Annotated in this window: 13 protein-coding genes and 3 pseudogenes; 15 read left to right on the top strand and 1 reads right to left on the bottom strand. The window is 58.0% G+C overall.

Going from position 1 to position 19,801, the window contains the following annotated elements:
* Nucleotides 1-63: 63 nt before the first annotated feature.
* From CKW31_RS10730 to CKW31_RS10745, 4 genes and pseudogenes are all read left to right on the top strand, one after another.
* Entirely contained in the window at nt 64-1,368 is a 1,305-nt protein-coding gene (locus CKW31_RS10730; RefSeq protein ID WP_095094487.1) for a homoserine dehydrogenase, read from the top strand.
* A 106-nt stretch (nt 1,369-1,474) separates the two neighbouring features.
* Complete coding sequence (thrC, locus tag CKW31_RS10735) at nt 1,475-2,884, top strand: threonine synthase (RefSeq protein ID WP_095094366.1); 1,410 nt, start codon at nt 1,475-1,477, stop codon at nt 2,882-2,884.
* A gap of 173 nt (nt 2,885-3,057) precedes the next feature.
* A pseudogene (locus CKW31_RS10740) lies at nt 3,058-5,316 on the top strand (transporter substrate-binding domain-containing protein); the annotation flags it as partial.
* A gap of 190 nt (nt 5,317-5,506) precedes the next feature.
* On the top strand, nt 5,507-5,803 hold the full coding sequence (locus CKW31_RS10745; RefSeq protein ID WP_095094368.1) for a DUF3509 domain-containing protein: 297 nt from the start codon (nt 5,507-5,509) through the stop codon (nt 5,801-5,803).
* 172 nt (nt 5,804-5,975) lie between these two features.
* Here CKW31_RS10745 and CKW31_RS10750 read toward each other — a convergent pair whose 3' ends face one another.
* On the bottom strand, nt 5,976-6,866 hold the full coding sequence (locus CKW31_RS10750; RefSeq protein ID WP_371856718.1) for a TIGR02285 family protein: 891 nt from the start codon (nt 6,864-6,866) through the stop codon (nt 5,976-5,978).
* A gap of 277 nt (nt 6,867-7,143) precedes the next feature.
* Between CKW31_RS10750 and CKW31_RS10755 the strand changes: the two genes are divergently transcribed.
* From CKW31_RS10755 to CKW31_RS10800, 11 genes and pseudogenes are all read left to right on the top strand, one after another.
* Nucleotides 7,144-7,686, top strand: a complete 543-nt coding sequence (locus CKW31_RS10755; protein ID WP_095094370.1) for a YaeQ family protein — start codon at nt 7,144-7,146, stop codon at nt 7,684-7,686.
* 170 nt (nt 7,687-7,856) lie between these two features.
* Nucleotides 7,857-9,572 carry a single-stranded-DNA-specific exonuclease RecJ gene (gene recJ / locus CKW31_RS10760; RefSeq protein WP_095094372.1) on the top strand — a complete coding sequence of 572 codons (1,716 nt, stop codon included), beginning with the start codon at nt 7,857-7,859 and terminating at the stop codon, nt 9,570-9,572.
* Between the two features lie 101 nt (nt 9,573-9,673).
* Entirely contained in the window at nt 9,674-10,780 is a 1,107-nt protein-coding gene (locus tag CKW31_RS10765; RefSeq protein WP_095094374.1) for an NADH:flavin oxidoreductase/NADH oxidase, read from the top strand.
* A gap of 235 nt (nt 10,781-11,015) precedes the next feature.
* Nucleotides 11,016-11,753 carry a tellurite resistance TerB family protein gene (locus CKW31_RS10770; RefSeq protein ID WP_095094376.1) on the top strand — a complete coding sequence of 246 codons (738 nt, stop codon included), beginning with the start codon at nt 11,016-11,018 and terminating at the stop codon, nt 11,751-11,753.
* A gap of 490 nt (nt 11,754-12,243) precedes the next feature.
* Nucleotides 12,244-13,866 carry a methyl-accepting chemotaxis protein gene (locus CKW31_RS10775; protein WP_095094493.1) on the top strand — a complete coding sequence of 541 codons (1,623 nt, stop codon included), beginning with the start codon at nt 12,244-12,246 and terminating at the stop codon, nt 13,864-13,866.
* A 9-nt stretch (nt 13,867-13,875) separates the two neighbouring features.
* Entirely contained in the window at nt 13,876-14,415 is a 540-nt protein-coding gene (locus CKW31_RS10780; RefSeq protein WP_095094378.1) for a chemotaxis protein CheW, read from the top strand.
* Nucleotides 14,412-15,216 (top strand): annotated as a pseudogene (locus CKW31_RS30335) (protein-glutamate O-methyltransferase CheR); the annotation flags it as partial. The gene CKW31_RS10780 and the pseudogene CKW31_RS30335, both read left to right, overlap by 4 nt.
* 182 nt (nt 15,217-15,398) lie before the next feature.
* Nucleotides 15,399-15,710, top strand: a pseudogene (locus CKW31_RS30340) (tetratricopeptide repeat protein); the annotation flags it as partial.
* Complete coding sequence (locus tag CKW31_RS10790) at nt 15,707-16,396, top strand: chemotaxis protein CheW (RefSeq protein ID WP_095094382.1); 690 nt, start codon at nt 15,707-15,709, stop codon at nt 16,394-16,396. The pseudogene CKW31_RS30340 and the gene CKW31_RS10790, both read left to right, overlap by 4 nt.
* On the top strand, nt 16,393-18,783 hold the full coding sequence (locus CKW31_RS10795; RefSeq protein WP_095094384.1) for a hybrid sensor histidine kinase/response regulator: 2,391 nt from the start codon (nt 16,393-16,395) through the stop codon (nt 18,781-18,783). The genes CKW31_RS10790 and CKW31_RS10795 overlap by 4 nt, the downstream gene beginning before the upstream one ends.
* Nucleotides 18,780-19,790 (top strand): chemotaxis response regulator protein-glutamate methylesterase, encoded by a 1,011-nt coding sequence (locus CKW31_RS10800; RefSeq protein WP_095094387.1) that lies wholly within the window; start codon nt 18,780-18,782, stop codon nt 19,788-19,790. The genes CKW31_RS10795 and CKW31_RS10800 overlap by 4 nt, the downstream gene beginning before the upstream one ends.
* Nucleotides 19,791-19,801 lie beyond the last annotated feature (11 nt).

Below are 19,801 nucleotides of genomic sequence, written 5' to 3' on the forward strand. Positions count from 1 at the left end.
GTGTGATGCATGGCTGTTTTCCACGGTCGGTTCCAAGCCGGCCGTTTTTACGGGGAGTTCATAGTGAATCCGGTCAAAGTAGGCATCTGTGGGCTGGGTACCGTCGGTGGCGGTACCTTCAACGTACTTAAGCGTAACGCCGAGGAAATTGCCCGCCGCGCGGGTCGTGGAATCGAAGTGGCACAAATTGCCCTGCGTTCGCCAAACCCCAACTGCCAGATTACCGGTACACCGACCACCAGCGACGTCTTCGCGGTGGCAACCAACCCTGAAATCGATATCGTCATTGAACTGATCGGCGGCTATACCGTAGCCCGCGACCTGGTTCTCAAGGCCATTGAAAACGGCAAGCACGTAGTCACTGCCAACAAAGCGCTGATTGCCGTGCACGGTAACGAAATTTTCGCCAAGGCGCGTGAGAAGGGCGTGATCGTAGCGTTTGAAGCTGCGGTCGCCGGCGGTATCCCGGTCATCAAGGCAATTCGTGAAGGTCTGTCGGCCAACCGCATCAACTGGGTTGCCGGGATCATTAATGGCACCGGTAACTTCATCCTGACCGAAATGCGCGAGAAAGGCCGCACCTTCCCAGACGTTCTGGCGGAAGCCCAGGCGCTGGGGTATGCCGAAGCCGATCCGACGTTCGATGTCGAAGGTATTGATGCTGCACACAAGCTGACCATTCTGGCGTCCATTGCCTTTGGTATCCCGTTGCAGTTTGACAAGGCCTACACCGAAGGCATCACCAGACTGACCACTGCAGACGTGAATTACGCCGAAGCGCTGGGTTATCGCATCAAGCACCTTGGCGTAGCGCGCAGCACGCCTGCCGGTATCGAGTTGCGCGTACACCCGACTCTGATTCCTGCTGACCGACTGATTGCCAACGTCAATGGCGTGATGAACGCGGTGATGGTCAATGGCGACGCTGCCGGTTCGACGCTGTTCTATGGCGCTGGCGCTGGCATGGAGCCTACTGCTTCTTCAGTGGTTGCCGATCTGGTGGATGTGGTGCGTGCGATGACCTCCGACCCGGAGAACCGCGTACCGCATCTGGCGTTCCAGCCTGACTCGTTGTCTGCTCACCCGATTCTGCCGATCGAAGCCTGCGAAAGCGCGTATTACCTGCGCATCCAGGCCAAGGATCATCCGGGCGTACTGGCCCAGGTGGCGAGCATTCTGTCGGAGCGCGGGATTAACATTGAGTCGATCATGCAGAAGGAAGTCGAAGAACATGACGGCCTGGTGCCGATGATTCTGTTGACCCATCGTGTGGTGGAGCAGCGCATGAATGACGCCATCGAGGCCCTGGAAGCGGTGCAGGACGTGGTTGGTCCAGTCGTCCGGATCCGCGTTGAACATCTCAATTAATTGAGAGCGGCAAGCTATAAGCGACAAGCTGCAAGTGAAAGCGGACTGCTTTTGACTTGCAGCTTGCAGCTTGAAACTTGAAGCTCAAACCGAAGGTTTGAATTTTATGCGCTACATCAGTACCCGCGGCCAGGCGCCGGCCCTGAATTTCGAAGACGTGCTGCTGACTGGTCTGGCCAGTGACGGCGGCCTTTACGTACCGGAAAACCTGCCGCGCTTTACCCAGGAAGAAATCGCTTCCTGGGCGGGCCTGCCTTATCACGAACTGGCCTTCAGGGTGATGCGTCCGTTCGTGACCGGCAGCATTCCGGATGCGGATTTCAAAAAAATCCTTGAGGAAACCTACGGCGTGTTTGCCCACAGTTCAGTGGCGCCATTGCGTCAGTTGAATGGCAACGAGTGGGTGCTGGAGCTGTTCCACGGCCCGACGCTGGCGTTCAAAGACTTCGCACTGCAATTGCTGGGTCGTCTGCTGGATTACGTGCTGGCCAAGCGTGGCGAGCGTGTTGTGATCATCGGTGCAACATCTGGTGATACCGGCTCTGCGGCCATTGAAGGCTGCCGCAAGTGCGATAACGTCGACATCTTCATCCTGCACCCGCACAACCGGGTATCGGACGTTCAGCGCCGCCAGATGACGACCATCTTTGGCGACAACATCCATAACATCGCCGTGGAAGGCAACTTCGACGACTGCCAGGAAATGGTCAAGAACAGCTTTGCTGATCAGGGCTTTCTCAAGGGCACGCGTCTGGTCGCGGTCAACTCGATCAACTGGGCGCGGATCATGGCTCAGATCGTCTACTACTTCCACGCTTCGCTGCAGTTGGGTGGCCCGGCGCGTTCGGTGTCGTTCTCGGTGCCTACCGGCAACTTCGGCGATATTTTCGCGGGTTACCTTGCACGCAACATGGGGCTGCCGATCAATCAATTGATCGTCGCCACCAACCGCAACGACATTCTGCACCGCTTCATGAGCGGCAATCAGTATGTAAAAGAGACCTTGCACGCGACCCTGTCGCCATCCATGGACATCATGGTGTCGTCGAACTTCGAGCGTCTGCTGTTCGATATGCATGGCCGCAACGGTGCCACGCTCGCCGGTCTGATGGACAGCTTCAAGCAAGGCGGTGGTTTCAGCGTCGAAGAAGAGCGCTGGACCGAAACCCGCAAGCTGTTTGATTCGCTGGCCGTCAGCGATGCAGAAACCTGCGAGACCATTGCGGATGTTTTTGCGAAGACTGGCGAGGTTCTCGACCCGCACACGGCGATCGGTGTGAAGGCCGCCAGGGCCTGTCGTCGCAGCCTGGATACGCCGATGGTGATCCTTGGCACGGCCCATCCGGTCAAATTTCCGGAAGCAGTGGAGAAAGCTGGTGTAGGAAAAGCGCTAGAGCTACCTACACATTTGTCTGATTTGTTCGAGCGGGACGAACGCTGCACGGTTCTGCCTAATGACCTGAAAGCCATACAGGCCTTCGTTAGTCAGCATGGAAACCGGGGTAAACCGCTCTAACGGTATATCCGTGTAACAACTTAAGGCCCGCCCCCCAGCGGGCCTTACCATTTCTGCATGCCACACTTTGGGAGTTTTAGACACTTACGGATGAGTTAGTCGCTGTGAAAATTGCAAGCAAAGGGGGCGCCTTCGAAAGCAAGAACCTCGCTCCCATCAAAAGCACACTACGTGTGCTGTCACTATTCCTGGCTGTGTTGTTCGTTCAGCCCAGCCATGCTGAGCGGAGCCTGTCGTTCAGCCTTGTCGCCCCATTTATCGCTCTGGATCCACTGGTGTTATCTGCCTCGGATCGTGAATGGCTCGATGATCGACCCGCGCTACGAGTCGGGGTTGCTACCGTCGACTATGAGCCGGTCGACATCACCAGCGATCGCAACCGGTATCAGGGCATCAGTGCTGATTATTTGAGTCTGATCGGCAGCAAGTTGAATGTCCGAATGCAGGTGCGCGGCTTCCCCAGACCCGAGGGCGCAATCAAAGCACTGCGGGAAGGCACCATCGATATCATTGCCACTGCCAATGATTTTGAGCGCGGTTTCGGCGATCTACGGTTATCGATGGGCTATATGAATGATCGTTCGGTCGTCGTCGCTCGCGGCAGAGGGCGGGGTCTGGAGGAGGCGCTCAAGGGTAACAAGGTTGTGGTCCTTGAGGGCTACATGGACCTTCTGGCTCTGCGAGCCGCCTACCCTGAGAGTGAAATCATCATTGCCCCCAGCCTCTTTAGTGCCATGGAGGCTGTCAGCCACGGAGAGGCGGACGCCTTCATTGGTAATGACGTTATTGTCCGCTCCTACATAGCATTGCGTCCCTATCTTGGATTACAGGTTCAGTTCGACAGTTTGCTGCCTCAGGACAGCTTTTCATTTGCTGTGCGCTCGGACCAGGGGCAATTACTGTCCCTGATCGATACTGCGCTGGCCAGTCTTGGGTCTGCGACTACTCGTGAAGTGCTGGGACGCTGGACGCTCGGTTTGGGCACTGACGCCAGTAGCCAGCGCATTGCGCTAAGCCGTAGCGAAAAAAGCTGGATCGGCAGACACCCGGTGGTCACGGTCGCTTCTGAGCAGCATCCGCCCTATATCTACCGTGACAAGGACGGGCATTGGGTCGGGCTTAATGTCGATATATTGAATCGAATATCACGCATCACCGGTCTGCGGTTCATGCATGAAGAAGCCTCCAGCATTGAGCAGGCTTTCAACCTTCTGCGTAGCGGTCAGGCCCAGATGAATACGACGCTTGCAGAGACTACAGAGCGTCGGGAGCTGCTCGATTTCAGTTATTCATTTGGCGGTAACAGCTGGGTATTTGTGTTGCGCGCAGGGGAGGCTTCTCTGCATTCACTGCGAGAACTGGCCGGGCGCACCCTGGCGTTGCCTGCCAGCCATGCTCTGGAACGCATCATAAGGCGCGAACATCCACGTATAAATTTGATCCTGACGGCCAACTATGAAGAAGCCCGCAAACTCGTCGCTTCCGGGGATGCTGTGGCGACGATTCAGAACGAGGCAGGCGCTTATCTGGATCCGCGCGGCGTGCTGAAAGTCGGCCGAAGTGTGGAGGGATGGTGGTCCCCTGACCGGATGTCGGTCATCAAGTCTCAGCCCGAACTGCTCAGTATCCTCAATAAAGCGCTGGAAGAGTTTCCGGTCGGTGAGATGCGCGCCATCCGCACGAAGTGGATGTCGTCTGTTGCGCAGCAGCCCGGCCTGTTGAGTCGGATTCCCGGCTGGGTGTATTGGGCGCTCAGCGTTGCGCTATCGCTGGGGCTGGTTTCGCTGATCTGGAGTAGCCGTCTCAAGGTTCAGATCCATCAGCGTCTCAAAGCCGAGGAGGCACTTAACGACCAATTGATCTTCAAGCATGCGCTGTTTGATGGAATACCCAATCCTGTATACGTCAGGGACCTGAAAGGGCGGTTGATCTCCTGTAATCGAAGCTATGAAGAGAGTCTGGGGATCAGCTTCGAACAGATGAATGGTCGACGCTTGATTGATGTGGAGCTGATACCTAAAGAGACCGCTGAGCAGTTGCACGGGGATTACATCAAGCTGCTGGAAACGCGCCAGCCCATTTTCGCTGACCGCAGTATGCGTTTGGGAGACAAGCAGATTGATGCCTTGCACTGGACGGTGCCTTTCTATCGCGCCGACGGCGAGGTTCAGGGGTTGCTGGGTGGCTGGATCGATATCAGCGAGCGTAAGCAACTGGAAACGCAACTGTGTGAAGCCAAGGAGCGAGCAAACGCAGTCAATGATGCGAAAAACCTCTTCATGACAGATGTAGGCCATAAGATGCGCAGAAATCTGGAAGTGATTGTCGGCTTGCTGGAGTTGGAGCTGGAGCATGCCCTGCACAAAGGGCAGACGCCTTCCAGCTCGGTGGAAGTCGCTCTAGGTTCCGCCCGGTCGCTTCTCGACATGATCGACGTTGGTGACGAGGCGGCATGATGCGTATTCAATCGACGTGGCGCTCAGAACCGGCCGATGGTTTTTTCTCTGTCATGTTCGGCAGGCATGCTCGAGCGGCGACATCGTTAAACCATCGAAACTTTCCAGCGATGCCGATGGTCATTGATAAGCACCTTTGCATTCAAATTGTTGAGTGGTGATCCGGATGGAAAATATCAGCTTACTGCTAAGTGAAGCGCTGGCACCTTACCAGGCCGAACTTGGGCCTGTTGGACCGCTGGGTGAGCGCCTGGTGTCTATCAAGGATGCAGCCGGTGCAGTGGTAATCGAACGTACATTCACTGCAGCGCATTTGTGTGACAAACGCCAGCTGACGGATGTAGTGGATGGCTTGCGTCGTGATTTGATGGTTGCCGAAGGGCGTATCGAGCCTTGTGTGATTGCGGCAATGCGCAACGCAGCCCTGGCTCGTCCGTTCATCCCGGCGCCCGGCTTTGTTTGAAGTGATCTGGAACCTTACGGTCCATTGGCGCTCTGACTAATTACGGCAGGTTCAGCACACTGTGCTCCGGTGGCTCAACCTGTTCGTACTGGTCCCGAATGGACCACGGTTTACCCCGAGTAGTCTCCCCGCTGCTCGGGGTTTCTTTTTTCAAGCGCGCTGAATTATGTTTTTACATGCCCGGTCTGGCAAAGAACGCTTTGGCGTCTTCCAGATATTCCTCACGTTTGGGGGACGGCAGCCACTGCGCATAGAACCCCACCAGCTTCGTCTCACGTAGCACCCGCATCTCGCGATTGATGATTTCCATGGCTTGCCGCCCCTGGGCGGTGTTCGAGCAGCCAATATGCGTGAACTGGTATTTGGGAACGCCCTTTACAGGCAAGAACACCAGGTCCTGTTCAGGTATTCCTTGCTGACGTGCTTGATACAGGGCTTCCGGCCAATAGCTGATCAGACCTTGCAGGCGTCCCAGGCGCTCCATCTGCAACAGGCTGCCCACCGCATCGCCACCGTAATGCATGCTTAATTCGTCGTCCGCAACCTTGCTCAGAATCTGATCAATCACCAGCCCGTAGCTGCGCTCCGCAACGACGCCTATCTTGACGGTCTTGTTTTTCAGCGCAGCCTCCAGATCAATCACACCGCTATCCACATAAGGGGTGAATTGGGTCATGTCCTGTTGGCGCACGATCAGACCGTTGCTGAATGTCGCAAAGGTCGGAATCGAAAATACGATGCTTTTGGCCCGCTCCTGCGTCCAGAGCAAGGTGGGGTCGCACGCGAACACGCCGTCCTTGAGCATTTGCATCCCGCGAGCTCGATTGACTCGCATCGGCAGATGATCATATTCAGGCATCCGGGCGATGAGTAATGGCATCAGCTTGTCGACAGCGCCTTTCCCTTCAGCAGGGCCGGAAAAAATCGTCGAGGGGGGCAAGTCCCGTAGCAGCCATATCAGTGTGTCCTTGGCATGGCTGATGCCCGGCAGAACCATGAGACCCAATAGGGCGAGGCAGCTGACCAGGGCCGGTCTGGCGGGATGCGAGTTGCGATCAGGCATCGCGGATGTCGTCCCCGGGAAATGGCTGGAGTATGGGTGTCAGATGACACGCAGGAGGATAGACGCTCTAAGTCGGGCGTGCCGTGCAGTATCACTCATAACCCGTCGCCAGGAGTATCGGGCTTTGCCTGACATCCCTTAAGGTATTTGGCCCTGTGAAACACGCCCCCCAGATCATCAACCAGGGCAAACATCTTGGCCGATCGACAGGTCGGGTCGTTCAATGAGCCTGCATCGGGTAGACTTGCCGCCTTTCCCCGTATCTAGAAGCCCGTACATGGCCCAGCCGTCCACGACCTACAAATTCGAACTCAACCTTACCGATCTTGATCGTGGGGTTTACGAAACCGTCAAACAGACCATTGCCCGCCATCCTTCGGAAACCGAGGAGCGCATGACTGTTCGCCTGTTGGCTTATGCCTTCTGGTACAACGAGCAGCTGTCGTTTGGCCGTGGCCTCTCGGACGTGGACGAGCCTGCCCTGTGGGAAAAAAGTCTTGATGATCGTGTCCTGCACTGGATCGAAGTTGGCCAGCCTGACGCGGATCGCCTGACCTGGTGTTCGCGCCGCACCGAACGTACCAGCCTGCTGGCCTATGGCAGTCTGCGCGTCTGGGAAGGGAAGGTCATTCCGGCCATCAAGAACCTGAAAAACGTCAACGTTGCCGCTGTTCCGCAAGAAGTACTCGAAGTACTGGCCAAGGACATGCCGCGGGTCATCAAGTGGGACGTGATGATCAGCGAAGGGACTGTTTTCGTCACGGACGATCGTGGTCAGCACGAAGTCCAGTTGCAATGGCTTACCGGCGAGCGCGGCTGAGGTCGTTCCGGTCTCGACGTTTCCTGTAGGAGCACACGAGCGCCGCAAGGCCGCGATAGCGGTATATCAGACAGGACGCCATCGCTGCCTCGCGGTGCTCGTGAGCTCCTAAAGAAAAGCATTTCAAGTCAGTCAGTTATTCCAAACCTGGTCGGAATCAAAAAAAACGCATGCGCATCGAACCTCGTCTCCTGCCGCAAACCCTGCCTTTTCTCGGTGATCTGCCGCCGCTGCTGACGCGACTGTATGCCGCTCGGGGCGTGCTGTCAGAGGCCGAACTCGACAAGAGCCTGGCTCGGCTGATTCCCTATCAGCAACTCAAGGGCATCGATGCGGCGGTAGATCTGTTGGTCACGGCCCTGAACGAACGCCAGCGGATCCTCATCGTCGGCGATTTCGATGCTGACGGCGCTACAGCAAGCACCGTGGGCGTGCTGGGGCTGAGGCTGCTGGGTGCCGCACATGTCGATTATCTTGTGCCCAATCGCTTCGAGTACGGTTACGGCCTGACCCCGGAAATTGTCGCCGTTGCGCTGGAGCGCGAGCCGCAATTGCTGATGACTGTCGATAACGGCATCTCCAGCGTTGAAGGTGTTGCCGCAGCCAAGGCCGCTGGTTTGCAGGTGCTGGTCACCGATCACCACTTGCCGGGTCATGAACTGCCTGCCGCCGACGCCATCGTCAATCCCAATCAGCCCGGCTGCACGTTTCCCAGCAAGGCTCTGGCGGGCGTCGGGGTTATTTTCTATGTGCTGATGGCGTTGCGTGCGCGGCTGCGAGACAGCGGCTGGTTCGAGGCTAACCAGCGTGCGCAACCGAACCTGGGCGAATTACTGGATCTGGTCGCCTTGGGCAGCGTCGCCGACGTGGTGCCGCTGGATACCAACAATCGCATTCTGGTGCACCAGGGCTTGCTGCGTATTCGCGCAGGACGTGCGCGTCCAGGCCTCAAAGCGATTCTTGAAGTCGCACGTCGTGATCATAAGCGCATCACTTCCACCGATCTGGGTTTCATCCTTGGCCCGCGCTTGAACGCGGCGGGGCGTCTGGATGACATGAGTCTGGGGATCGAGTGCCTGCTCTGTGAGGACGAAACCCTGGCCCGTGAAATGGCCGTGCAACTGGATGAGCTCAATCAGGACCGCAAATCCATTGAGCAGGGCATGCAGCGTGAGGCGCTGGCCCAGCTCAAGGACTTGCCGCTGGAGTCGATGCCGTTCGGCCTTTGTCTGTTCGAACCGGACTGGCATCAGGGGGTGATCGGCATCCTCGCGTCGCGCATGAAAGAGCGTTATCACCGCCCGACCATCGCGTTCGCCAGCGCTGGCGAGGGCATGCTCAAGGGCTCGGCTCGCTCGGTACCCGGTTTCCACATTCGTGACGCACTGGACGCTGTAGCTGCACAGCATCCCGAGCTGATCAGCAAGTTTGGCGGCCATGCCATGGCGGCGGGGTTGTCATTGCCGGAGGAGAACTTCCCGGCGTTTGCCGAAGCTTTCGATGTAGAAGTGCGGCGCCAGTTGAATGAAGAGGACCTGACCGGCCGTCTGTTGTCCGACGGCGCGTTGGCGGTTGAAGAGTTTCACCTGGAGCTGGCGCGCGCACTGCGCAACGCAGGTCCGTGGGGGCAGCACTTTCCCGAGCCGTTGTTTCACGGTGTTTTCCAGTTGGTAGAGCAACGGGTGGTGGGCGAGCGTCATCTGAAGATGGTGCTCAAGAGTGAGTGCGGCAGCGTGAAGCTGGATGCCATCGCATTCGGTATTGACCGTGATGTCTGGCCAAACCCGAACATTCGTTGGGTCGAACTGGCCTATAAACTGGATCTCAACGAGTTTCGTGGCAATGAAACCGTGCAACTGATGGTGGCGCACATCGCGCCGCGCTAGCGCACACAGCAGGAACCCTCAAAGCTATTGGATTGTCGACTAGGCTTCAGGCACGTTTTTTATCGCGTGCCTTGCTGCCTATTACAGCCTGAGAGGTTCCCATGAGCTTGTTGTTAGAACCCTACACCTTACGCCAGCTAACCTTGCGCAACCGCATTGCGGTATCCCCGATGTGTCAGTACTCAGCGGTCGATGGCCTGACGAACGACTGGCATCTGGTCCACCTTGGCAGCCGCGCAGTGGGCGGTGCTGGCCTTGTCTTTACCGAGGCTGTTGCGGTCACCAAAGACGGCAGAATCACGCCTGAAGACCTTGGCCTGTGGAACGATGAGCAGATCGAAGGCTTGCAGCGAATCACCCGCTTCATCAACGCTCAAGGCGTGGTTGCAGGGATTCAGCTCGCCCACGCCGGACGCAAGGCCAGCACTTGGCGGCCGTGGCTGGGCAAGTCGGGCAGCATCAAAGCCGAAGAAGGCGGCTGGACTCCTTGGGGGCCATCGCCGATTGCCTTCGATCCCAAGCACACGGCGCCGGTGCAATTGAGCGAGGCGCAGATTCAGGACGTCATTCAAGCCTTCGTGGCCTCTGCAAAGCGGGCGCTCACGGCCGGGTTCAAGGTCGTGGAAGTCCATGCCGCCCACGGTTATCTGTTGCACCAGTTCCTGTCGCCGCTGAGCAATCAGCGTCAGGACAAATACGGCGGTTCATTTGAAAATCGTATTCGCCTGACGCTTGAAGTGACTCAAGCTGTACGTGCGGTCTGGCCTGAAGAGTTGCCTTTGTTTGTGCGAGTGTCCGCCACTGACTGGGTGGAAGATGGCTGGAACCCGGATGAAACCGTTGAACTGGCGCGCCGCTTGAAAGAGCTGGGTGTTGACCTTATCGACGTGTCGTCGGGCGGCACTTCAGCCAATGCTGAAATCCCTGTGGGTCCGGGTTATCAGACGCGCTTCGCCGAACGGGTTCGCAAGGAGTCGGAGATGCCGACGGGCACCGTGGGCATGATCACCGAACCGGCTCAGGCCGAGCACATCCTGCGCACCGGGCAGGCCGATATCATCCTTCTCGCCCGTGAACTGCTGCGTGATCCTTACTGGCCGTTGCATGCCGATGATGACCTCGGCGGCCGCAAGGCAACCTGGCCTGCGCAGTATCAGCGTGCTACCCATCGTGATCAGCCGATCCATGAGTCTGATTTGCGGGATTAGTGTGTGATGGGCGTCGGTGCTTGCCCGCAAGCATGATGGCGTGGGACCGCCTTTAGCCGGGAAAGGGCCAGTACCGCCGGTACATTTGTATTGGTGGACATACCGCTTTCCCGGCTAAAGCCGGTCCCACGTCTTCGTTGCAACATCCGGAAGCACTCCGACTCTCCAGCCATGACACACTTCGTTTTACTCTGCCGTGTACCCAATCGAATGAAAAAGTCTGTGGAGGCTTTCCATGAACACGCGTGGCTTACTCGACCAACTTCTTAAATCCGGCCAGGAGATGTTGCAGAACAAGGCCGGTGGTGCCGGGCATCAGCAAGGCGGCAAGAAATCCTCTGCTGCGGGCGGCCTGGGTGGTTTGTTGGGCGGTGCTGGTGGCGGTGGTTTGAGCAGCCTGTTGTCAGGTGCGGGCGGTGGTGCCCTGGCTTCCGGCGCCATGGGTTTTCTGCTGGGCAGCAAGGGCGGGCGCAAAATTGGCGGCAAAGTGCTGACTTATGGTGGCCTGGCCGCCCTGGGTGTTATTGCGTACAAGGCGTATGGCAACTGGCAGGCCAAGCAGGGCCTGGCCGGGCAGGGCGAGCCACAGACCATTGACCGTCTGCCACCGGAGCAAGTCGAGGAGCACAGTCAGGCAATCCTTCGCGCATTGGTCGCCGCAGCCAAATCCGATGGTCATGTCGATGAGCGTGAACGTGAGCTGATCGAAGGTGAATTTACCAAACTGACCGGTGATCAGGAGTTGCAGCAATGGCTGCACGCCGAACTGCACAAGCCTCTGGACCCGGTCGAAGTCGCGCGTGCCGCGAAAACGCCGGAGATGGCGGCAGAAATGTATATTGCCAGTGTGATGATGGTGGACGAAGAACAGTTCATGGAGCGTGTGTATCTGGACGAACTGGCCCGTCAACTGAAGCTGGCACCTGCATTGAAGGCTGAGCTGGAAATACAGGTGCGTCAGGCGCAGGTTTAAAAGCAGTCGGTTGTGCTTGCTCGCAGCAAATGACAACGCGGTATGCCTTTCAGCCGCGTCTCATGTATCGCGGGCAAGCCTCGCTCCCACAGTTCCTGCGCGCTCTCGTAGGACCGGCTTTAGCCGGGAGGACGTCAGTACATCCGCTAAAAATCCATCCCCAGGACTATTGCCCTCGCGGCTGAAGCCGGTCCTACGGGGTTGCGATCAATCTTCGGGTTTGTGAGGAGACATAGAATCTCCCACAGTTCCTGCGTAAAGCTGGCCCAACCACCCATCTGCAACACCACATCTAACCCCTGCACTCATCCGAATACCCAAGGCCTGTAAGAAAATTCTCTGGATTTCGTGGGAATAACCCTAATTTATCTCTGAAACAACCCCCTTAGTTCGTCAGAGCCTGGGCTATACTCAGGCCGCGTTGGGCCGCTCATCGGTCCGCTTCTTGAACCCGGCGTGAAGTCCGGTGTTGAACTCTTGAGGGATGACCGTGAAGAACTGGACCTTACGCCAACGGATCTTGGCGAGTTTCGCCGTAATTATCGCCATCATGCTCATGATGGTTATCGTGTCGTTTTCCCGCCTGCTATCCATTCAGTCCAGTGAAGAAGAAGTTCGCCTCGATGCACTTCCAGGCGTGTACTACAGCACCCTGCTGCGCAGCGCTTGGGGTGAAAGTTACATTCGGACTCTTGAGCTGATCGGTGAAGGGGAGGGGCGTGAGTTGACCGGCCCGGAAAAAGACCAGTTCAAGGATTTCGAGGCGCGCCTTCAACAGCAGGTCGACAACTATAAGCAAACCATCTTTGACGATAACGACCGCGCGAATTTCACTGACTTCGAGCGGCAGCGTGAGACTTACACGCGCCTGCTCAATGACGTGCATACCAGTTTCCAGCGCGGCGACTATATAAAAGCCAAGACCGAGTTTTACGATCAGACCAGACCAGTCTGGACGCTGGGTCGTAAGCAACTTAACGACATCATCGTCATCAACAAAAAAGTAGCTGATGACGCGACGGACCGAATTGTCGTCGCTGTTACCGGCGCAAAAATCAGCATGGGGCTTTCTCTGCTCATCGCGATTATCGCTGCGACATCATGCGGACTGTTGCTGATGCGTTCGATCATGTCGCCGATGCAGCGCATCGTCAGCATCCTGGAAACCATGCGCACCGGCGACTTGAGCAAACGGCTCAATCTGGATCGCAAAGACGAATTCGGCGCAGTGGAAACCGGTTTCAATGACATGATGACCGAGCTGACTGGCCTCGTTTCCCAGGCTCAGCGCTCCTCGGTACAGGTCACGACATCCGTCACCGAGATTGCTGCCACTTCCCGGCAGCAGCAGGCCACGGCTACCGAAACCGCCGCGACTACTACTGAAATTGGCGCGACGTCCCGGGAAATTGCTGCCACTTCCCGGGATCTGGTTCGCACCATGACCGAAGTGACCAGTGCTGCTGATCAGGCTTCGATCCTTGCCGGTTCCGGTCAGCAGGGCCTGGCACGTATGGAAGACACCATGCACCAGGTGATGGGCGCGGCGGATCTGGTCAACGCCAAACTGGCGATCCTCAATGAGAAGGCTGGCAACATCAATCAGGTGGTCGTGACCATCGTCAAGGTCGCTGACCAGACCAACCTGCTGTCGCTCAACGCCGCTATTGAAGCGGAGAAGGCCGGTGAGTACGGCCGTGGTTTTGCCGTCGTCGCGACAGAAGTGCGTCGTCTGGCTGACCAGACGGCCGTGGCGACTTACGACATTGAGCAGATGGTCCGTGAGATCCAGTCGGCGGTGTCTGCCGGCGTGATGGGCATGGACAAGTTCTCCGAGGAAGTCCGCCGCGGTATGTTCGAAGTCACTCAGGTGGGCGAACAGTTGACGCAGATTATTCATCAGGTGCAGGCGTTGGCACCTCGAGTGTTGATGGTCAACGAAGGCATGCAGGCCCAGGCCACCGGTGCCGAGCAGATCAATCAGGCGCTTGTGCAATTGGGCGATGCCAGTAGCCAGACGGTGGAGTCCTTGCGTCAGGCCAGTTTTGCCATTGATGAGTTGAGTCAGGTGGCGGTCGGTCTGCGCAGCGGCGTTTCGCGTTTCAAAGTCTGAGTACTGACCATGAGCGATCAACCGGTCAGTCGCGGCAGCTCCTCGGTGGTGCCGAAAAACAAGCTGTTCCTGCTGTTTCGTATCGGCGATGAGCGCTATGCACTGGAGGCGCTGCAAATCGCCGAAGTGCTGCCGCGCCTGCCGCTCAAGGTCATTGCCCAGGCGCCGCAGTGGGTTGCGGGGGTGTTGGCCCATCGCGGCGATATGATCCCCGTGATTGACCTTGCGGCGTTGGCTTTCGGCCAGATCGCCAAGTCGCGAACCAGCACGCGCCTGGTGTTGGTGCATTATCAGGCTGATGCCGGGCAGCCGAAGCGCCTGCTCGGGCTGATTATCGAGCAAGCCACCGACATGCTGCGCTGTGCGCCAGACGAGTTCAAGGAGTACGGCCTGGACAATCCCGATGCCTCCTATCTGGGGCCGGTACGCGAAGACGCGTCAGGGCTTGTGCAGTGGATCCGCGTTCAGGACCTGCTCAGTGATCAGGTCCGTGAGCTGCTCTATCCGGCGCAGCCCCCGGCATCTGAAATGATTGAGGAGGCGCTATGAGTCAAGAGGCGCGCTTCTTCGGTTTTCTCAAGGACCGCATCGGCCTTGATGTTGCTTCCGTGGGAGAGGCGATCGTCGAGCGTGCGGTTCGTCAGCGCTACCTGGCCACCAAGGTCATCGACAGTGACGCTTACTGGCAGCTTCTGCAGTCGTCGGCGGATGAGCAGCAGGCGTTGATCGAGGCTGTCATCGTTCCCGAGACCTGGTTTTTTCGCTATCCGGAATCCTTCGTTTCGTTAGGACAGCTCGCTAAAGCGCGTATTGCCGGGCTGAACGGCGTGCGGCCAATTCGTATCCTCAGCCTGCCGTGCTCAACAGGTGAAGAACCTTATTCCATCGCCATGGCCTTGCTGGATGCCGGTGCGCTGGCAGCGCAGTTCACAATTGATGCAATGGATATCAGCCCGATATCGATTCAACGCGCACAGCGTGGGGTGTACGGTAAAAACTCGTTTCGCGGCGATGACATTTCCTATCGCGATCGTTATTTCAACGCGACCGAAGACGGTTTTGAGCTGCAGGACCGGGTGCGTGAACGGATCACTTTTCGCGCGGGCAACTTGCTTGATCCGGCCCTGACAAACCAGACGGCCTACGACTTTGTGTTCTGCCGTAATTTGCTGATCTATTTTGATCAGCCCACGCAGAAGCATGTGTTCGAGGTGCTCAAACGCTTGACCCGCGATGACGGCATTCTGTTTATCGGCCCTGCCGAAGGCAGCTTGTTGACGCGCATGGGCATGCGCTCGATTGGTATTCCCCAGACTTTTGCGTTCAGTCATTACACCGCGCCGGAAGAGCCCGTATCGCTGTTCGCTGAACCCTCGTCGCGCAGTTCAATTATCCCGCCGGGTTTCAACCCGCGAAGCGTTTCGCGCACTCCGCCGCGACCGACCACCGTGTCGCTTGCGTCTACGCAAAGATCACCGTCCGTTGCAATGGGGAGCGGCATGACGGCAACGGGCAAGGACGACATTGCGACATTGCTCGGCACCATCGCCAGCCTCGCCAACGAAGGCAAAAGCGCTGAAGCACGCGCTGCCTGCGAGCGTTTTCTGAAAAGCCATGAGCCCGTGGCACAGGTGTTTTACTGGCTGGGGTTGCTCAGTGAGGTCGAAGGCGGGAATGTCCAGGCTCAGGGCTTTTATCGCAAGGCGCTTTATTTGCAGCCGCAACACCCAGAGGCATTGGCGCAACTTGCTGCATTGCTGGCGGCCCAGGGCGATAGCGCCGGTGCACGCAGACTCAATGAGCGTGCGGCCCGCAGTGTGAACAAGCAAGGTAGCCCGCGATGAACAGAATCTACAGCTATTCGAGCTTCATCCACGAAGATGCCCAGGCCATTGATGACTGCTGGAATCGCATCGGCATTCATGGCGATCGCTCGTGCCCATTGCTGGTCGAACATATCCATTGCCGTAACTGCCCGGTCTACGCTGCCGCAGCCACCAGCTTGCTGGATCGCTATGCGCTGACCCGAGGCGATCACGATCATGTGCAAGGGGCCGATTTTCAGGTCAGGACCAAAACGCGCTCGATTCTGGTTTTCCGTCTGGGGGAAGAGTGGCTGGGTTTCCCCACTCGCTGCCTGGCGGAAATTGCACCACTGCAAGCTATTCATTCGCTGCCGCATCAGCGCTCCCGGGCACTGCTCGGCGTGGCCAATGTGCGGGGTGCACTGGTTGCCTGTCTTTCGCTTGTGGAGTTGTTGGGTCTGGATACTACAGTTGTGCCCGCGCAATCGAGCCGGATCATGCCGCGCATGCTTATCGTTGCCGCTGAAGGCGGTCCGGTGGTGGTGCCGGTAGATGAGGTCCACGGTATCCATGCCATCGAAGAACACCTGCTGGACTCGGCTTCGACTTCCGGGACTCACGCGAACGCCCGTTTTACCCGAGGCGTCTTGCAGTGGAAAGATTACAGCCTGCGCCTGCTCGATGAAGAACAACTGTTGTCGGCGATCAACCGGAGCCTTTCATGACGCCAGATGAAATGCGCGATGCCTCGCTGTTCGAGCTGTTCACCCTTGAGGCTGAAGCCCAGACCCAAGTGCTGAGCGGCGGTCTGCTGGCCCTTGAGCGAGACCCGACCCAGGCTGATCACCTGGAAGCCTGCATGCGTGCCGCCCACTCCCTCAAAGGCGCGGCGCGTATCGTTGGTGTTCATTTCGGTGTCAGCGTTGCCCATGTGATGGAAGATTGCCTGGTCAGCGCTCAGGAAGGTCGTCTGTACCTGCAGCCCGAACATATCGACGCCTTGCTGCAGGGCACTGACCTGTTGATGCGCATCGCGACGCCTGGCGTGAGCAATGTCGCGCAGGCCGATATCGACGCCTATGTGGAGCGCATGAATACCCTGATGGCTCAGGGCAGCGGTATGGTGCGTAGTACGACATTATCAACCCCGTCCGCTGACGATGCCTTGTTGGCGAGCGCAATGGCGCTGACGCAATCAGCGCCGTCCGGTCTTGATCCGCTGCTCGCACTCAATCTTCCTGACGAAAGTCCGGCGTCCGTTGTTACTGCTCCGCCAGTGTCAGCGCCCATGTCGTCTGTTGACGAAGGCCCGGCTGAACCTGCTGCGCCCGCCATGCGGCGTAACCGTCGGGCATCCGAGGGTGGCGAGCGCGTGCTGCGGGTGACAGCCGAGCGACTGAACAGCTTGCTGGATCTGTCCAGCAAGTCGCTGGTCGAGACGCAACGCATCAAGCCTTACCTGGCCAATATGCAACGGCTCAAGCGTATCCAGACCGGCAGCAGCCGCGCGCTGGACGATCTTGAGGCCAGTTTTGGTGAAGCCGGTCTTGGCCCGGATGCGCAAAAAGCCCTGGACGAAGCGCGTCGCCTGCTTGCCGAAGCTCAACAAATGCTGGTCAACCAGACCGCAGAACTGGACGAGTTTGGCTGGGTGGCGGGGCAGCGAGCGCAGGAGCTCTATGACACCGCGCTGGCTTGCCGGATGCGACCGTTTGCCGATGTTCTCGCCGGTCAGGCGCGCATGGTGCGTGATCTCGGGCGCGAGCTGGGCAAGCAGGTCCGGCTGGAAATCGAAGGGGAAAAAACCCAGGTAGACCGCGATGTGCTGGAGAAGCTCGAAGCGCCGCTGACCCATCTGTTGCGCAACGCCGTGGACCACGGCATCGAGCTCCCTGAAACGCGCCTGGCTGCAGGTAAACCAGCGGAAGGGCTGATCCGCCTCAAGGCGTCCCATCAAGCGGGCCAGTTGCAGGTCGAGCTCAGCGATGACGGCGGCGGCGTTGATCTTGAGCGGCTACGCAGCAACATCATCAAACGCCAATTGTCGCCTGCTGAAACAGCGTCGCAATTGAGCGAAGAAGAACTGCTGACGTTCCTGTTTCTGCCCGGTTTCAGCTTGAAAGACAAAGTCACCGAGATTTCCGGACGTGGCGTCGGCCTCGATGCTGTCCATGACATGGTTCGTCAACTGCGCGGCGTGGTCTTTGCCGATCAACAGGCAAACAAAGGCACCCGGTTTGTGATGGAAGTGCCGTTGACCCTGTCGGTGGTACGCAGTCTGGTGGTGGAGGTCGGCGGCGAAGCCTATGCATTCCCGTTGGCGCACATTGAACGCATGAGCGATGTGCACAGCGACGATATTGTCCAGCTCGAAGGGCGTCAGCATTTCTGGCATGAAGAGCGGCACGTCGGTCTGGTCGCCGCCAGCCAGCTGCTGAATCGGCCAGCAAGCCAGAATACCGAAGGTGTGCTCAAAGTGGTGGTGATCCGCGAGCGTGATGCGGTTTACGGCGTTGCCGTCGAGCGATTCATTGGCGAGCGCACGCTCGTTGTGTTGCCCCTTGATCCTCGGTTGGGCAAGGTCCAGGACATCGCCGCGGGTGCCTTGCTTGACGATGGCTCGGCGGTGCTGATCATCGACGTCGAGGATATGCTGCGCTCAGTGGAGAAGTTGCTCAACACCGGACGTCTGGAGCGCATCGACCGGCGCAACCGGCAGATTGACGCTGTATCGCGCAAACGTGTGCTGGTGGTCGACGATTCGTTGACGGTACGTGAGTTGCAGCGCAAGTTACTGGTCAATCGCGGCTACGAAGTGGCCGTTGCCGTGGACGGTATGGATGGCTGGAATGCATTGCGCGCAGAAGATTTCGATTTGCTCATTACAGATATCGACATGCCCCGCATGGACGGTATCGAATTGGTCACGCTGGTACGCCGGGATACTCGATTGCAATCCCTGCCAGTAATGGTCGTTTCCTATAAAGACCGCGAAGAAGATCGCCGTCGTGGTCTGGATGCCGGGGCCGATTACTATCTTGCCAAGGCCAGTTTCCATGACGACGCGTTACTCGATGCCGTTGCTGAATTGATTGGGGATGCTCAGGCATGAAGATCGCGATCGTCAATGACATGCCCATGGCAGTCGAGGCCTTGCGTCGGGCGGTGGCTCTGGAGCCTTTGCACGAAGTGGTGTGGGTGGCGGGCAATGGAGCGGAAGCGGTGCGCAAATGCGCCGAACTGGTTCCGGACGTCATTCTGATGGACCTGATCATGCCGGTCATGGATGGCGTTGAAGCCACGCGGCAGATCATGGCTGCAACGCCGTGCGCCATCGTGATCGTCACCGTAGACCGCCAGCAGAATATGCACCGGGTGTTTGAGGCCATGGGGCATGGTGCACTGGATGTCGTGGACACGCCCGCCATCGGCGCAGGCAATCCCAGGGATGCCGCCGCGCCTCTGTTGCGCAAGATCCTCAATATTGGCTGGTTGATGCGCCCCGAGCAGCGCTCTGAACCGGTTGTCTCGGCACCGCTACGTGCCAGTAGTCAGCGTCAGCAATTGGTGGCCATCGGTTCGTCGGCAGGCGGGCCTGCAGCGCTGGAGATATTGCTGAAAGGCTTGCCGGTAAATTTTCCGGCAGCCATCGTGCTGGTGCAGCACGTGGATCAGGTCTTCGCGGCTGGAATGGCTGAATGGCTCAGCAGTTCCTCAGGGCTGCCGGTGCGGCTGGCTCAGGAAGGCGAACCGCCGCGTCCTGGCACGGTGTTGCTGGCGGGCACCAATCACCACATTCGTTTACTCAAGAACGGCACGCTGGCTTATACGGCAGAGCCGGTCAATGAAATCTATCGGCCATCGATCGACGTTTTTTTCGAAAGCGTGGCGCGTTACTGGACCGGAGATGCAGTAGGTGTTTTGCTGACGGGCATGGGACGCGATGGGGCTCAAGGCCTCAAACTCATGCGCCAGCAAGGTTATTTGACCATCGCTCAGGATCAACAGTCCTGTGCGGTGTACGGCATGCCCAAAGCGGCTGCGGCCATTGATGCGGCGGTTGAGATCAAACCGCTGGAGACTATTTCGATGCGTTTGAAAGAGGTGTTCGCCCAATGAGTGTTCAGGCG

Origin of the sequence: Pseudomonas sp. Irchel 3A5, from assembly GCF_900187575.1 — a bacterium.
Classification (GTDB): Bacteria; Pseudomonadota; Gammaproteobacteria; order Pseudomonadales; family Pseudomonadaceae; genus Aquipseudomonas; species Aquipseudomonas folii.

Excerpts from the sequence above, each read along its gene's own strand:
- thrC (WP_095094366.1), top strand. The coding sequence starts at position 1,475 with ATGCGCTACATCAGTACCCGCGGCCAGGCGCCGGCCCTGAATTTCGAA.
- CKW31_RS10745 (WP_095094368.1), top strand. The coding sequence starts at position 5,507 with ATGGAAAATATCAGCTTACTGCTAAGTGAAGCGCTGGCACCTTACCAG.
- CKW31_RS10800 (WP_095094387.1), top strand. The coding sequence starts at position 18,780 with ATGAAGATCGCGATCGTCAATGACATGCCCATGGCAGTCGAGGCCTTG.
- recJ (WP_095094372.1), top strand. The coding sequence starts at position 7,857 with ATGCGCATCGAACCTCGTCTCCTGCCGCAAACCCTGCCTTTTCTCGGT.
- CKW31_RS10780 (WP_095094378.1), top strand. The coding sequence starts at position 13,876 with ATGAGCGATCAACCGGTCAGTCGCGGCAGCTCCTCGGTGGTGCCGAAA.
- CKW31_RS10765 (WP_095094374.1), top strand. The coding sequence starts at position 9,674 with ATGAGCTTGTTGTTAGAACCCTACACCTTACGCCAGCTAACCTTGCGC.
- CKW31_RS10795 (WP_095094384.1), top strand. The coding sequence starts at position 16,393 with ATGACGCCAGATGAAATGCGCGATGCCTCGCTGTTCGAGCTGTTCACC.
- CKW31_RS10750 (WP_371856718.1), bottom strand. The coding sequence starts at position 6,866 with ATGCCTGATCGCAACTCGCATCCCGCCAGACCGGCCCTGGTCAGCTGC.
- CKW31_RS10790 (WP_095094382.1), top strand. The coding sequence starts at position 15,707 with ATGAACAGAATCTACAGCTATTCGAGCTTCATCCACGAAGATGCCCAG.
- CKW31_RS10755 (WP_095094370.1), top strand. The coding sequence starts at position 7,144 with ATGGCCCAGCCGTCCACGACCTACAAATTCGAACTCAACCTTACCGAT.
- CKW31_RS10770 (WP_095094376.1), top strand. The coding sequence starts at position 11,016 with ATGAACACGCGTGGCTTACTCGACCAACTTCTTAAATCCGGCCAGGAG.